Consider the following 15,078-nt stretch of genomic DNA (forward strand, 5'->3'; position numbering starts at 1 on the left):
CCCCGGCTGCATTACCACGCAGAGCATGGGAACGAAAAAACCCCAGCCTACGTGAGGCCAGGGTTTGGGGTATTGCGCTGGCGCAGTGTTATTCGACTGCCTTGACCATGTCTTCGATGACCTTCTTGGCATCACCGAAGACCATCATGGTCTTGTCCAGGTAGAACAACTCGTTATCCAGCCCCGCGTAGCCGCTGGCCATCGAGCGCTTGTTGACGATGATGGTCTTGGCCTTGAACGCTTCAAGGATCGGCATGCCGGCGATCGGTGAGTTCGGATCGTTCTTGGCGGCCGGGTTGACCACATCGTTGGCGCCCAGCACCAGTACCACGTCGGCCTGGCCGAACTCGGAGTTGATGTCTTCCATCTCGAACACCTGGTCATACGGCACTTCTGCTTCGGCGAGCAGTACGTTCATGTGCCCAGGCATACGGCCCGCCACCGGGTGGATCGCATACTTCACTGTCACGCCGCGGTGAGTCAGCTTCTCGGTCAGTTCCTTGAGCGCGTGCTGCGCCCGGGCCACTGCCAGACCGTAGCCCGGCACGATGATCACGGTGTCGGCGTTGGTCAGCAGGAACGTGGCATCGTCGGCCGAGCCGGATTTCACCGGCCGTGCTTCTTTAGCGCCTGTCGCAGCGGCGGCGTCCGGCGTGTTGCCGAAACCGCCAAGCAGTACATTAAAGAAGGAACGGTTCATCGCCTTGCACATGATGTACGAGAGGATCGCGCCGCTGGAACCCACCAGGGAGCCGGCGATGATCAGCATCGAATTGTTCAGCGAGAAGCCGATGCCCGCCGCTGCCCAGCCGGAGTAGCTGTTGAGCATCGACACGACGACCGGCATGTCGGCGCCGCCGATCGGGATGATGATCAGCACGCCCAGGACAAAGGCCAGGGCCAGCATCACTGCGAAGGCCGTCAGGTTGCCGGTGAACATGAACGCCAGGCCCAGGCCCAGCGTGAGCAGGCCCAGCACCAGGTTGAGCTTGTGCTGGCCACCGAACTGTACCGGCGCGCCCTGGAACAGGCGGAACTTGTACTTGCCCGACAGCTTGCCGAAGGCGATCACCGAACCGGAGAAGGTGATTGCGCCGATGGCGGCGCCGAGGAACAGCTCCAGACGGTTGCCCGCAGGAATCGCGTCGCCCAGGTGTTTGACGATGCCCAGCGATTGCGGCTCGACCACAGCTGCGATGGCAATAAACACTGCGGCCAGGCCGATCATGCTGTGCATGAAGGCTACCAGCTCCGGCATCTTGGTCATTTCTACGCGCTTGGCCATGATCGAGCCGGCGGTGCCGCCGACCAGCAGGCCGACGATCACGTAGCCGATACCGGCAGTCGCCAGCTCAGCGCCGAGCTTATAGATGAGGCCGACGGTGGTGAGTACCGCCAGCGCCATGCCGAGCATGCCGAACAGGTTGCCGCGCCGCGAAGTGGTCGGGTGCGAGAGGCCTTTGAGGGCTTGGATGAAACAGATCGACGCAATCAGGTAGAGCGTCGTGACGAGGTTCATGCTCATTACTTTGGCGCCTCTTCTTTTACTTTCGGGGCTTTTTTCTTGAACATCTCAAGCATGCGGCGTGTGACCAGAAAGCCACCAAATACGTTGACCGCTGCCAGCGCCACGGCCAGGGTGCCCATTGTCTTGCCCAGCGGCGTCACCGTGAGGGCGGCGGCGAGCATGGCGCCGACGATCACGATGGCCGAAATGGCGTTGGTCACGGCCATCAACGGCGTGTGCAGCGCGGGTGTCACGTTCCAGACCACGTGGTAACCGACATAAATCGCCAGCACAAAGATGATCAGGTTGTAGATACCGGGGGAGATAAGCTCTTCCATCGTCTGAATCCCTGCTTAGGCGTTTTTGCGGATGACTTGGCCGTCGCGGCACATCAGGCACGCGGCGACGATGTCGTCTTCGAGGTTGATTTCAAACTGCCCTTCCTTGGTGAACACCAGCTTCAGGAAGTCCAGCAGGTTGCGTGCATACAAGGCCGACGCATCGGCGGCCACGGCGCCGGCCAGGTTGGTCGGGCCGCAAATGATCACGCCGTTTTCCACCACCACTTGATCTGCGACCGTCAGCGGGCAGTTGCCGCCCTGGGCTGCCGCGAGGTCAATGACGACCGAGCCCGGTTTCATCTGTGCGACGGTTTCGGCGCTGAGCAAGGTCGGTGCTTTGCGACCGGGGATCAATGCCGTGGTGATGACGATATCTGCTTGCCTGGCGCGCTCGTGCACAGCCAGGGCCTGGCGCTGCATCCAACTGGTGGGCATCGGGCGTGCGTAACCACCGACGCCGACCGCGCATTCACGTTCCTCATCGGTTTCGTAAGGCACATCGACGAACTTGGCGCCGAGGGATTCGATCTGTTCCTTTACGGCCGGGCGTACATCAGAGGCTTCGATTACTGCACCCAGGCGTTTCGCCGTGGCAATGGCCTGCAAACCGGCGACGCCAGCGCCAAGGATCAGCACGCGGGCCGCTTTCACGGTGCCTGCGGCGGTCATCAACATCGGCATGAAGCGCGGATAGTGGTGGGCAGCCAGCAATACCGCCTTGTAACCGGCGATGTTGGCTTGTGAAGACAGCACATCCAGGCTCTGGGCCCGCGAGGTGCGTGGCGCCGCTTCGAGAGCGAAGGCCGTGATGCCGTGTTCTGCGAGCTTGGCGATGGTTTCGTTGCTGAACGGATTGAGCATGCCCACCAATACGGTGCCGCTTTTGATCAGCGCCAGTTCGCTGTCGCTGGGGGCAACCACCTTGAGGATCAGTTCGGCGCCAAACGCATCGTTGGCGCTGCCAATGGTTGCGCCTGCCGTTTCATAGGCACTGTCGACGATGCTGGCTTTAATGCCTGCGCCGCTTTGTACAGTGACCTTATGGCCCTGGCCGATCAGCTTCTTGATGGTTTCCGGGGTGGCAGCCACCCGCGTTTCACCGGTCTGGGTTTCGAGAGGAACACCAATGTGCACGTCAAATCTCCTGCATGATCTTTTTGCTTTTGATCTTTTTGTAAAAAGGCCAGTGCGCCGTGAGTGGCGCAGCTGGGGCGGCCGATCAGCACGATCCCGCTGAAATGACAGCGGGGCGCGGCATTTTGCAGGCGAACTTTACGGCCTTCAAGGGATTATGACGGGTGACGAAAAATTAACTACAAGTCACCCTGTGACTGATTGTCGCAACGCATAGGAATAACCTTATTAAATACAGGCTGTTAAGCACTTTTGTAGTGAAATATACGGTTTCTACATGGTTATGGTGAATAGTCGGTTATTGACCCGTGATGGTCGCTATAGGCCATGAAAATCATGGCTTTGAGCCTCATCTGTGTTCGGCAGGTACAGTCTGTTTAAATGCGACATCTACGTATATCTGTAGGGCTTTTATTTATCTGACTACAAGGTCAATTAATTGCCATATGCCTTTAAATATTGGGGTTGTAGCGCTGAGATTGGCCGATAAGCCAGTCTCGGAACGCATGCAATGAGGCAGATTCGACCTTTCGTTCTGGAATCATCAAGTAATAGGCCTTATCGCTGCTCAGGGTCTGGTTAGCGGCGATTACCAACTGTTTCTCCTGTAACTCCGGCTGGATCAAGAAGGGCGGGATCAACGCGATGCCCATGTCATGCATAGCCGCCTGGGACAACATTGAGAATAGCTCGTAACGCGGGCCTGTCATGTCGCGGGGAACGCTCAGTTGCTGGGCGTTGAACCACTGGCGCCAGGCATAAGGGCGGGTTGTCTGCTGCAGCAGAGGCAGTTCGGCGATTTCCCTAGCAGTGAAGTGCGCAAGGTCGCCGAGTAAGCGTGGGCTGCAGACGGGCACAGGGTTTTCACCCATGAGCCGATGGGATTCCGTGCCGGACCAGTCGGCATCGCCGAAGTAGATCGCAGCGTCGAACTCGGTGTCGGCAAACAGGAAGGGGCGTGTGCGGTTGGTCAGGTTGACCGTCACTTCCGGATGCTGCTGTTGGAAGTCCTTCAGGCGCGGGATCAGCCATTGGGTGCCAAACGTCGGTACCACCGCCAGTTCGATCACGTTCGCGCCTTGCTGGCCCATGACGGAAAGGGTGTCGCGCTCCACTGCGTCCAGTTGCTTAGCCACTCTGCGGCTATAGGACAGCCCCGCCTCGGTCAGCTTCACTCCGCGCCGCGAGCGCCGAAACAGTTCGACACTCAAAAACTCTTCAAGGCTGGCGATCTGTCGGCAGATCGCGCCTTGGGTGATGGAAAGCTCCTGCGCCGCCTTGGTGAAGCTCTCGTGGCGGGCCGCTGCTTCAAAACTGATCAGCGCGGTGGTGCTGGGGATTTTTCTGCGCATGTACATTGTCCTCACATGTAAGGCGCATTTTTGGCCTTATCGAGCATCACGAAGTGAGAAATTAGCACAGGCTCATGCAGAAACCTCGTTTGCCCTCTGCACCGTCCCGACCTAGTCTGCATGCACGACGTTTGATTCTTTTCGTGAGGACTTATTCATGGCTGGCAAGGCAAGCTTCAACTGGATCGATCCACTGCTGCTGGATCAACAGCTCACCGAAGAAGAGCGCATGGTGCGTGACAGTGCCGAGCAATTTGCTCAGGACAAGTTGGCACCTCGAGTGCTTGAAGCTTTCCGTCATGAAAAGACCGACCCCGCGATTTTCCGCGAGATGGGCGAAACCGGCTTGTTGGGAGCGATGATCCCCGAGCAATACGGCGGCAGTGGCTTGAACTATGTCAGCTACGGGTTGATTGCCCGTGAAGTCGAGCGTGTCGATTCCGGTTATCGCTCGATGATGAGTGTGCAGTCCTCACTAGTGATGGTGCCGATCAATGAATTCGGTACCGAGGCGCAAAAGCAAAAGTACCTGCCGAAATTGGCCTCGGGCGAATGGATCGGCTGCTTCGGTCTCACCGAGCCCAATCATGGTTCTGATCCAGGCGCGATGATCACCCGTGCGCGCAAAGTGGAGGGCGGCTACAGCCTGAGCGGCGCGAAGATGTGGATTACCAACAGCCCGATCGCCGACGTGTTTGTGGTGTGGGGCAAGGACGATGCCGGCGACATACGCGGTTTTGTCCTGGAGAAGGGCTGGAAAGGCCTGAGCGCGCCGGCGATTCACGGCAAGGTCGGCCTGCGGGCGTCCATCACCGGCGAAATTGTGATGGATAACGTCTTTGTACCGGAAGAGAACATCTTTCCGGATGTGCGTGGCTTGAAGGGACCTTTTACGTGCCTGAATTCGGCGCGATACGGCATCTCCTGGGGCGCGCTGGGCGCTGCGGAGTTCTGCTGGCATACCGCGCGTCAGTACACCCTTGATCGCCACCAGTTTGGCCGGCCATTGGCCGCGACGCAGTTGATCCAGAAGAAGCTGGCCGACATGCAGACCGAGATCACGTTGGCGCTGCAAGGCTGCCTGCGGTTGGGTCGGATGAAGGATGAAGGGACGGCGGCGGTCGAGATCACTTCGATCATGAAGCGCAACTCATGCGGCAAGTCCCTGGATATCGCGCGCATGGCCCGGGACATGCTCGGTGGTAACGGCATCTCCGATGAGTTTGGGGTGGCGCGCCATTTGGTCAACCTGGAGGTGGTCAACACCTATGAAGGTACCCATGACGTGCATGCCTTGATCCTGGGGCGCGCGCAAACCGGTCTTCAGGCGTTCTATTAATAGGAGCATGGGCATGGGCGCGCTTTCGCATCTGCGGGTACTGGATTTATCGCGAGTACTGGCGGGCCCTTGGTCCGGGCAGATACTTGCGGACCTCGGGGCAGAGGTGATCAAGGTCGAAAGGCCAGGCAATGGAGACGACACGCGCGCTTGGGGGCCGCCCTTCCTCAAGGATGCTTATGGTGAGAACACCAGTGAGGCGGCGTACTACTTGTCTGCCAACCGAAATAAAGAATCGGTGACCATCGACTTCACCAAGCCTGAGGGGCAGAGGCTGGTGCGTGACCTGGCTGCCAAGTCGGACATTCTGATCGAGAACTTCAAAGTCGGTGGCCTGGCGGCGTATGGGTTGGATTATGAGTCGCTCAAGGAGATAAACCCGGAGCTGATCTATTGCTCGATCACCGGTTTTGGCCAGACCGGGCCTTATGCAACGCGTGCCGGCTATGACTTCATGATTCAAGGGTTGGGTGGGTTGATGAGCCTGACCGGTCGGCCTGAGGGGGATGATGGCGCGGGGCCGGTGAAGGTTGGGGTGGCATTGACCGATATTCTCACGGGGCTTTATTCAACCGTGGCTATCCTGGCGGCCCTCGCTCACCGGGATCACGACGGCGGCGGGCAACATATCGATATGGCGCTGCTGGATGTGCAGGTGGCTTGCCTGGCTAATCAGGCGATGAATTACCTGACGACGGGAGTCTCGCCAAAACGCCTAGGCAACGCGCACCCGAATATCGTGCCTTATCAGGACTTTCCTACGGCCGATGGTGATTTCATTCTGACGGTGGGAAATGACGGGCAGTTTCGCAAATTCGCCGAGGTGGCTGGGCAGCCACAGTGGGCGGATGATCCGCAGTTCTCTACTAACAAGATGCGGGTTGCCAATCGTGCGGCGCTGATCCCGTTGATTCGTCAGGCGACGGTCTTCAAGACCACGGCAGAGTGGGTATCGCAACTGGAGAAAGTAGGCGTGCCGTGTGGGCCGATCAATGATCTGGCGCAGATGTTCGCTGATCCGCAGGTCAAGGCGCGGGGGTTGGCCATGGAGCTGCCTCATGCTTTGGCGGGGATGGTGCCTCAGGTTGCCAGCCCGATCCGGCTTTCGAAGACGCCTGTGGAGTATCGCAGTGCGCCGCCGCTGCTGGGTGAGCACACGCTGCAAGTGCTGCAGAGTGTGCTGGGGCTGACGCCGTTGAATGTGGCTGCTTTAAGAGAGGCTGGCGTCATCTGAGTGCGTTCTCTATATAGAAGAGGTATCTGTCGGTCGTTTTATGATCAATCCTAACTATTTGATAAGAAAACGAAATTAGAAGTTGACGGCAGATTCTGTGCGCCTATAATTCGCCCCACTTCCGGCGCAGTCGAAACGGAAAACTTCTTGGTAAACAATGAGTTAAGTAGTTTTCGACAGCAAGTTGCTTCAGTCCATCGAAGCCAAAAGGAAGTTGAAAAAGAGGTGTTGACAGCAGCGTGTAACGCTGTAGAATTCGCCTCCCGCTTACGAGAGATCGCAAGCGCAAGTGGTTGAAGTTGTTGAAGAAATCTTCGAAAACTTATGAAAATAACCGCTTGACAGCAAATGAGGCTGCTGTAGAATGCGCGCCTCGGTTGAGACGAATAGCTCTTAACCAACCGCTCTTTAACAACTGAATCAAGCAATTCGTGTGGGTGCTTGTGGAGTCAGACTGATAGTCAACAAGATTATCAGCATCACAAGTTACTCCGCGAGAAATCAAAGATGTAACCAACGATTGCTGAGCCAAGTTTAGGGTTTCTTAAAAACCCAAAGATGTTTGAACTGAAGAGTTTGATCATGGCTCAGATTGAACGCTGGCGGCAGGCCTAACACATGCAAGTCGAGCGGTAGAGAGAAGCTTGCTTCTCTTGAGAGCGGCGGACGGGTGAGTAATGCCTAGGAATCTGCCTGGTAGTGGGGGATAACGTTCGGAAACGGACGCTAATACCGCATACGTCCTACGGGAGAAAGCAGGGGACCTTCGGGCCTTGCGCTATCAGATGAGCCTAGGTCGGATTAGCTAGTTGGTGAGGTAATGGCTCACCAAGGCGACGATCCGTAACTGGTCTGAGAGGATGATCAGTCACACTGGAACTGAGACACGGTCCAGACTCCTACGGGAGGCAGCAGTGGGGAATATTGGACAATGGGCGAAAGCCTGATCCAGCCATGCCGCGTGTGTGAAGAAGGTCTTCGGATTGTAAAGCACTTTAAGTTGGGAGGAAGGGCAGTTACCTAATACGTGATTGTTTTGACGTTACCGACAGAATAAGCACCGGCTAACTCTGTGCCAGCAGCCGCGGTAATACAGAGGGTGCAAGCGTTAATCGGAATTACTGGGCGTAAAGCGCGCGTAGGTGGTTTGTTAAGTTGGATGTGAAATCCCCGGGCTCAACCTGGGAACTGCATTCAAAACTGACTGACTAGAGTGTGGTAGAGGGTGGTGGAATTTCCTGTGTAGCGGTGAAATGCGTAGATATAGGAAGGAACACCAGTGGCGAAGGCGACCACCTGGACCAACACTGACACTGAGGTGCGAAAGCGTGGGGAGCAAACAGGATTAGATACCCTGGTAGTCCACGCCGTAAACGATGTCAACTAGCCGTTGGGAGCCTTGAGCTCTTAGTGGCGCAGCTAACGCATTAAGTTGACCGCCTGGGGAGTACGGCCGCAAGGTTAAAACTCAAATGAATTGACGGGGGCCCGCACAAGCGGTGGAGCATGTGGTTTAATTCGAAGCAACGCGAAGAACCTTACCAGGCCTTGACATCCAATGAACTTTCCAGAGATGGATTGGTGCCTTCGGGAACATTGAGACAGGTGCTGCATGGCTGTCGTCAGCTCGTGTCGTGAGATGTTGGGTTAAGTCCCGTAACGAGCGCAACCCTTGTCCTTAGTTACCAGCACGTTATGGTGGGCACTCTAAGGAGACTGCCGGTGACAAACCGGAGGAAGGTGGGGATGACGTCAAGTCATCATGGCCCTTACGGCCTGGGCTACACACGTGCTACAATGGTCGGTACAGAGGGTTGCCAAGCCGCGAGGTGGAGCTAATCCCAGAAAACCGATCGTAGTCCGGATCGCAGTCTGCAACTCGACTGCGTGAAGTCGGAATCGCTAGTAATCGCGAATCAGAATGTCGCGGTGAATACGTTCCCGGGCCTTGTACACACCGCCCGTCACACCATGGGAGTGGGTTGCACCAGAAGTAGCTAGTCTAACCTTCGGGAGGACGGTTACCACGGTGTGATTCATGACTGGGGTGAAGTCGTAACAAGGTAGCCGTAGGGGAACCTGCGGCTGGATCACCTCCTTAATCGACGACATCAGCTGCTCCATGAGCTCCCACACGAATTGCTTGATTCATTGAAGAAGACGAAAAGAAGCAGCCCGAAATTGGGTCTGTAGCTCAGTTGGTTAGAGCGCACCCCTGATAAGGGTGAGGTCGGCAGTTCGAATCTGCCCAGACCCACCAATTTTGTGTGGGAAACGCCTGTAGAAATACGGGGCCATAGCTCAGCTGGGAGAGCGCCTGCCTTGCACGCAGGAGGTCAACGGTTCGATCCCGTTTGGCTCCACCACTACTGCTTCTGTTTGTAGAAAGCTTAGAAATGAGCATTCCATCGTTGTGATGGTGAATGTTGATTTCTAGTCTTTGACTAGTTCGTTCTTTAAAAATTTGGGTATGTGATAGAAAGATAGACTGAACGTTACTTTCACTGGTAACGGCTCAGGCTAAGGTAAAATTTGTGAGTCGCTCTTAATTGAGTATGATCGAATTTTCGGCGAATGTTGTCTTCACAGTATAACCAGATTGCTTGGGGTTATATGGTCAAGTGAAGAAGCGCATACGGTGGATGCCTTGGCAGTCAGAGGCGATGAAAGACGTGGTAGCCTGCGAAAAGCTTCGGGGAGTCGGCAAACAGACTTTGATCCGGAGATGTCTGAATGGGGGAACCCAGCCATCATAAGATGGTTACCTTACACTGAATACATAGGTGTATGGAGCGAACCAGGGGAACTGAAACATCTAAGTACCCTGAGGAAAAGAAATCAACCGAGATTCCCTTAGTAGTGGCGAGCGAACGGGGACTAGCCCTTAAGTGGCTTTGAGATTAGCGGAACGCTCTGGAAAGTGCGGCCATAGTGGGTGATAGCCCTGTACGCGAAAATCTCTTAGTCATGAAATCGAGTAGGACGGAGCACGAGAAACTTTGTCTGAATATGGGGGGACCATCCTCCAAGGCTAAATACTACTGACTGACCGATAGTGAACTAGTACCGTGAGGGAAAGGCGAAAAGAACCCCGGAGAGGGGAGTGAAATAGATCCTGAAACCGTATGCGTACAAGCAGTGGGAGCCCACTTTGTTGGGTGACTGCGTACCTTTTGTATAATGGGTCAGCGACTTATTTTCAGTGGCGAGCTTAACCGAATAGGGGAGGCGTAGCGAAAGCGAGTCTTAATAGGGCGTCTAGTCGCTGGGAATAGACCCGAAACCGGGCGATCTATCCATGGGCAGGTTGAAGGTTGGGTAACACTAACTGGAGGACCGAACCGACTACCGTTGAAAAGTTAGCGGATGACCTGTGGATCGGAGTGAAAGGCTAATCAAGCTCGGAGATAGCTGGTTCTCCTCGAAAGCTATTTAGGTAGCGCCTCATGTATCACTGTAGGGGGTAGAGCACTGTTTCGGCTAGGGGTCATCCCGACTTACCAAACCGATGCAAACTCCGAATACCTACAAGTGCCGAGCATGGGAGACACACGGCGGGTGCTAACGTCCGTCGTGAAAAGGGAAACAACCCAGACCGTCAGCTAAGGTCCCAAAGTTATGGTTAAGTGGGAAACGATGTGGGAAGGCTTAGACAGCTAGGAGGTTGGCTTAGAAGCAGCCACCCTTTAAAGAAAGCGTAATAGCTCACTAGTCGAGTCGGCCTGCGCGGAAGATGTAACGGGGCTCAAACCATACACCGAAGCTACGGGTATCACGTAAGTGATGCGGTAGAGGAGCGTTCTGTAAGCCTGTGAAGGTGAGTTGAGAAGCTTGCTGGAGGTATCAGAAGTGCGAATGCTGACATGAGTAACGACAATGGGTGTGAAAAACACCCACGCCGAAAGACCAAGGTTTCCTGCGCAACGTTAATCGACGCAGGGTTAGTCGGTCCCTAAGGCGAGGCTGAAAAGCGTAGTCGATGGAAAACAGGTTAATATTCCTGTACTTCTGGTTATTGCGATGGAGGGACGGAGAAGGCTAGGCCAGCTTGGCGTTGGTTGTCCAAGTTTAAGGTGGTAGGCTGGAATCTTAGGTAAATCCGGGATTCTAAGGCCGAGAGCTGATGACGAGTTGTCTTTTAGACGACGAAGTGGTTGATGCCATGCTTCCAAGAAAAGCTTCTAAGCTTCAGGTAACCAGGAACCGTACCCCAAACCGACACAGGTGGTTGGGTAGAGAATACCAAGGCGCTTGAGAGAACTCGGGTGAAGGAACTAGGCAAAATGGCACCGTAACTTCGGGAGAAGGTGCGCCGGTGAGGGTGAAGGACTTGCTCCGTAAGCTCATGCCGGTCGAAGATACCAGGCCGCTGCGACTGTTTATTAAAAACACAGCACTCTGCAAACACGAAAGTGGACGTATAGGGTGTGACGCCTGCCCGGTGCCGGAAGGTTAATTGATGGGGTTAGCTAACGCGAAGCTCTTGATCGAAGCCCCGGTAAACGGCGGCCGTAACTATAACGGTCCTAAGGTAGCGAAATTCCTTGTCGGGTAAGTTCCGACCTGCACGAATGGCGTAACGATGGCGGCGCTGTCTCCACCCGAGACTCAGTGAAATTGAAATCGCTGTGAAGATGCAGTGTATCCGCGGCTAGACGGAAAGACCCCGTGAACCTTTACTATAGCTTTGCACTGGACTTTGAATTTGCTTGTGTAGGATAGGTGGGAGGCTTTGAAGCGTGGACGCCAGTTCGCGTGGAGCCAACCTTGAAATACCACCCTGGCAACTTTGAGGTTCTAACTCAGGTCCGTTATCCGGATCGAGGACAGTGTATGGTGGGTAGTTTGACTGGGGCGGTCTCCTCCTAAAGAGTAACGGAGGAGTACGAAGGTGCGCTCAGACCGGTCGGAAATCGGTCGTAGAGTATAAAGGCAAAAGCGCGCTTGACTGCGAGACAGACACGTCGAGCAGGTACGAAAGTAGGTCTTAGTGATCCGGTGGTTCTGTATGGAAGGGCCATCGCTCAACGGATAAAAGGTACTCCGGGGATAACAGGCTGATACCGCCCAAGAGTTCATATCGACGGCGGTGTTTGGCACCTCGATGTCGGCTCATCACATCCTGGGGCTGAAGCCGGTCCCAAGGGTATGGCTGTTCGCCATTTAAAGTGGTACGCGAGCTGGGTTTAGAACGTCGTGAGACAGTTCGGTCCCTATCTGCCGTGGACGTTTGAGATTTGAGAGGGGCTGCTCCTAGTACGAGAGGACCGGAGTGGACGAACCTCTGGTGTTCCGGTTGTCACGCCAGTGGCATTGCCGGGTAGCTATGTTCGGAATAGATAACCGCTGAAAGCATCTAAGCGGGAAACTAGCCTCAAGATGAGATCTCACTGGGACCTTGAGTCCCCTGAAGGGCCGTCGAAGACTACGACGTTGATAGGTTGGGTGTGTAAGCGCTGTGAGGCGTTGAGCTAACCAATACTAATTGCCCGTGAGGCTTGACCATATAACACCCAAGCAATTTGACTACTCGAAAGAGCATCAGATTGCGGTGTGTGAAGACGCAATGAACCGAAAGTTCGATACTCACAAAACACCGACTTCTATCCCATACCCAATTTGCTGAAGCGAGGCCATATGGCCACGACTCAGTACCCGAATTTCTTGACGACCATAGAGCATTGGAACCACCTGATCCCATCCCGAACTCAGTAGTGAAACGATGCATCGCCGATGGTAGTGTGGGGTTTCCCCATGTGAGAGTAGGTCATCGTCAAGATTAAATTCCGAAACCCCTGTTTGCGTACGCAGACAGGGGTTTTGTTTATGTAGAAGTCCATGAATTTCACCGGTACGTTGCTAGCGCAACGATCTGGTACACAGAATTTCTTGACGACCATAGAGCATTGGAACCACCTGATCCCATCCCGAACTCAGCAGTGAAACGATGCATCGCCGATGGTAGTGTGGGGTTTCCCCATGTGAGAGTAGGTCATCGTCAAGATTGAATTCCGAAACCCCTGTCTGCTCACGCAGACAGGGGTTTTGTCGTTTAGGGCTCTAAGTGGCTGATAGTCGACTGTGCTCATACCGCCTGTCGTTCTCTCACGCTAAAAGCGGAAGATTCACACAAATCTCTAAGTTTTATCGATTTCTAGCCGAAAGCCTGACGAGCCATGCGTGCACCGAAATAGAGCGGTCGTAGAGTCCGCCTATCGCGATACATGGAATGTTCCACTCGGCACGCTCACCCCCCTTTGGCAAAAGAAGTCGATGAAATGAATCTCAAGTTCAGTCATAAAATTCTGTTGGCTGCGTCAGGCGTCGTGGTTCTGGCCTTCGCGCTATTCACGTTCTACAACGATTACCTGCAGCGCAACACGATCAGGCAGAACCTGGCGTCCTCCATCCAGCAATCCGGAGAGCTTACCGCCAGCAGTGTGCAGAACTGGCTCAGCGGCCGCATCCTGGTTCTCGAGAGCCTGGCACAAAACGTTGCCCATCAAGGCAGCGCCGCCGACCTTCCCGGCTTGGTCGATCAACCGGCGCTCACCTCCAACTTCCAGTTCACCTACGTTGGCCAAATCAATGGAGTGTTCACCCAGCGCCCCGACGCGAAGATGCCCGAAGGCTATGACCCACGTCAGCGCCCTTGGTACAAGCAAGCCGTAGCAGCCGACAAAACCATGCTTACCCCGCCTTATATGGCGGCTGTAGGCGGCCAGATCGTGACGATCGCCATGCCGGTGAAGAAGAACGGAGAGTTGTTGGGCGTTGTGGGTGGCGACTTGAGCCTGCAAACCTTGGTGAAGATCATCAACTCGGTAGATTTTGGCGGTATTGGCCATGCATTCCTGGTCAGTGGTGATGGCCAGGTCATCGTCAGTCCTGACCAGGACCAGGTGATGAAAAACCTCAAGGACATCTACCCGGGCACCCAGGTGCGCATTGAGAAGGTTAACCAGGAGGTTGTCCTCAATGGACAAGACCGAATCCTGTCCTTTACACCAATCAACGGGTTGCCGGGGGCTGACTGGTACATCGGTCTGTCTATCGACAAAGATAAAGCCTATGCCGCACTGGGTAAATTTCGCACTTCAGCGTTGATCGCAATGCTCATCGCCGTGGTGGCGATTGCCGTACTGTTGAGTGTGCTGATTCAGGTGTTGTTGCGTCCGCTGACCACCATGGGCGTTGCCATGCAGGACATTGCCCAAGGCGAGGGTGATCTGACCCGCCGCCTCGACGTGACCAGCAAAGACGAGTTCGGCGAAGTCGGTAGCGCATTCAATCAGTTTGTCGAGCGGATCCACGCCTCGATTTCCGAAGTGTCCTCGGCCACCCGTCAAGTGCATGACCTGTCCCAGCGCGTAATGGCGTCGTCCAACGCGTCGATCATCGGCTCCGATGAACAAAGTGCACGTACCAACAGCGTGGCTGCCGCTATCAACGAGCTGGGTGCCGCTACCCAGGAAATCGCACGTAACGCCGCTGATGCCTCGCAGCATGCCAGCGGTGCCAGTGAGCAAGCTGATGATGGGCGCAAAGTGGTCGAGCAAACCATCCAGGCGATGTCGGAACTGTCGCAGAAAATCAGCCTGTCCTGTACCCAGATCGAAACCCTTAACGCCAGCACCGACAACATCGGACACATTCTCGATGTGATCAAGGGCATCTCCCAGCAGACCAACTTACTTGCGCTTAACGCGGCAATCGAAGCTGCCCGTGCCGGCGAAGCAGGGCGTGGGTTTGCCGTGGTGGCGGATGAAGTGCGTAACCTGGCTCACCGTACCCAGGAATCGGCAGAAGAGATCCACAAAATGATCACTTCGCTGCAAGTGGGTTCGCGTGAAGCCGTGACCACCATGAACGCCAGCCAGGTCTCCAGCGAAGAAAGCGTTGAAGTGGCTAACCAGGCCGGCGAGCGTCTGGTCAGCGTGACACAGCGAATCGTCGAGATCGATGGCATGAACCAATCGGTCGCAGCTGCCACCGAGGAGCAAACGGCGGTGGTTGAAACCCTCAATGTCGACATCAACCAGATCAACCTGCTGAACCAGCAAGGCGTGGCCAATCTCAACGAGACGCTCAAAGACTGCGACGCGCTGTCCCAGCAGGCCAGTCGATTGAAGCAATTGGTCGACAGCTTCAAGATCTGATCCTCGCTGTAT

The 15,078-nt window shown here is 55.3% G+C and carries 7 protein-coding genes, 2 tRNA genes and 4 rRNA genes; 9 read left to right on the forward strand and 4 right to left on the reverse strand.

The genetic code is table 11. The annotated features are described in order from the left end of the window. Nucleotides 1–88: 88 nt before the first annotated feature. The 4 genes from C4J92_RS00540 to C4J92_RS00555 all read right to left on the reverse strand — a co-directional run bounded on the left by C4J92_RS00540 (nt 89) and on the right by C4J92_RS00555 (nt 4,334). Nucleotides 89–1,525 carry an NAD(P)(+) transhydrogenase (Re/Si-specific) subunit beta gene (locus C4J92_RS00540; protein WP_124402614.1) on the reverse strand — a complete coding sequence of 479 codons (1,437 nt, stop codon included), beginning with the start codon at nt 1,523–1,525 and terminating at the stop codon, nt 89–91. Further along, complete coding sequence (locus tag C4J92_RS00545; RefSeq protein ID WP_003187417.1) at nt 1,525–1,845, reverse strand: NAD(P) transhydrogenase subunit alpha; 321 nt, start codon at nt 1,843–1,845, stop codon at nt 1,525–1,527. The genes C4J92_RS00540 and C4J92_RS00545 overlap by 1 nt, the downstream gene beginning before the upstream one ends. Before the next feature lie 15 nt (nt 1,846–1,860). Beyond that, complete coding sequence (locus C4J92_RS00550; protein WP_124402615.1) at nt 1,861–2,982, reverse strand: Re/Si-specific NAD(P)(+) transhydrogenase subunit alpha; 1,122 nt, start codon at nt 2,980–2,982, stop codon at nt 1,861–1,863. Between the two features lie 452 nt (nt 2,983–3,434). Next, the gene (locus tag C4J92_RS00555) at nt 3,435–4,334 is read right to left on the reverse strand and encodes a LysR family transcriptional regulator (protein ID WP_124402616.1); all 900 of its coding nucleotides are present in this window, start codon (nt 4,332–4,334) and stop codon (nt 3,435–3,437) included. Between the two features lie 157 nt (nt 4,335–4,491). Here C4J92_RS00555 and C4J92_RS00560 point away from each other — a divergent pair, with 157 nt between their 5' ends. The 9 genes from C4J92_RS00560 (at nt 4,492) to C4J92_RS00605 (ending at nt 15,066) form a co-directional block, all read left to right on the forward strand. Next, nucleotides 4,492–5,673 (forward strand): acyl-CoA dehydrogenase, encoded by a 1,182-nt coding sequence (locus tag C4J92_RS00560; RefSeq protein ID WP_124360672.1) that lies wholly within the window; start codon nt 4,492–4,494, stop codon nt 5,671–5,673. Between the two features lie 13 nt (nt 5,674–5,686). Continuing rightward, nucleotides 5,687–6,907 carry a CaiB/BaiF CoA-transferase family protein gene (locus C4J92_RS00565; protein ID WP_124369109.1) on the forward strand — a complete coding sequence of 407 codons (1,221 nt, stop codon included), beginning with the start codon at nt 5,687–5,689 and terminating at the stop codon, nt 6,905–6,907. Nucleotides 6,908–7,471: 564 nt separating this feature from the next. Continuing rightward, nucleotides 7,472–9,008 (forward strand): 16S ribosomal RNA (locus C4J92_RS00575). A gap of 82 nt (nt 9,009–9,090) precedes the next feature. After that, nucleotides 9,091–9,167, forward strand: a tRNA-Ile gene (locus C4J92_RS00580). A 30-nt stretch (nt 9,168–9,197) separates the two neighbouring features. Beyond that, nucleotides 9,198–9,273 (forward strand) — tRNA-Ala (locus C4J92_RS00585). 249 nt (nt 9,274–9,522) lie between these two features. Then, a 23S ribosomal RNA gene (locus tag C4J92_RS00590) occupies nt 9,523–12,413 on the forward strand. A gap of 157 nt (nt 12,414–12,570) precedes the next feature. After that, nucleotides 12,571–12,686 (forward strand): 5S ribosomal RNA (gene rrf / locus C4J92_RS00595). 109 nt (nt 12,687–12,795) lie between these two features. Beyond that, nucleotides 12,796–12,911 (forward strand): 5S ribosomal RNA (gene rrf / locus C4J92_RS00600). Together the 16S, 23S and 5S rRNA genes with 2 tRNA genes alongside form the textbook arrangement of a ribosomal RNA operon. A gap of 274 nt (nt 12,912–13,185) precedes the next feature. Beyond that, a complete protein-coding gene (locus C4J92_RS00605; protein ID WP_124360674.1) occupies nt 13,186–15,066 on the forward strand; it encodes a methyl-accepting chemotaxis protein in 1,881 nt (626 codons plus the stop codon). Nucleotides 15,067–15,078: the final 12 nt, after the last annotated feature.

This window comes from Pseudomonas sp. R3-18-08, from assembly GCF_003852065.1.
Taxonomy (GTDB): Bacteria; Pseudomonadota; Gammaproteobacteria; order Pseudomonadales; family Pseudomonadaceae; genus Aquipseudomonas.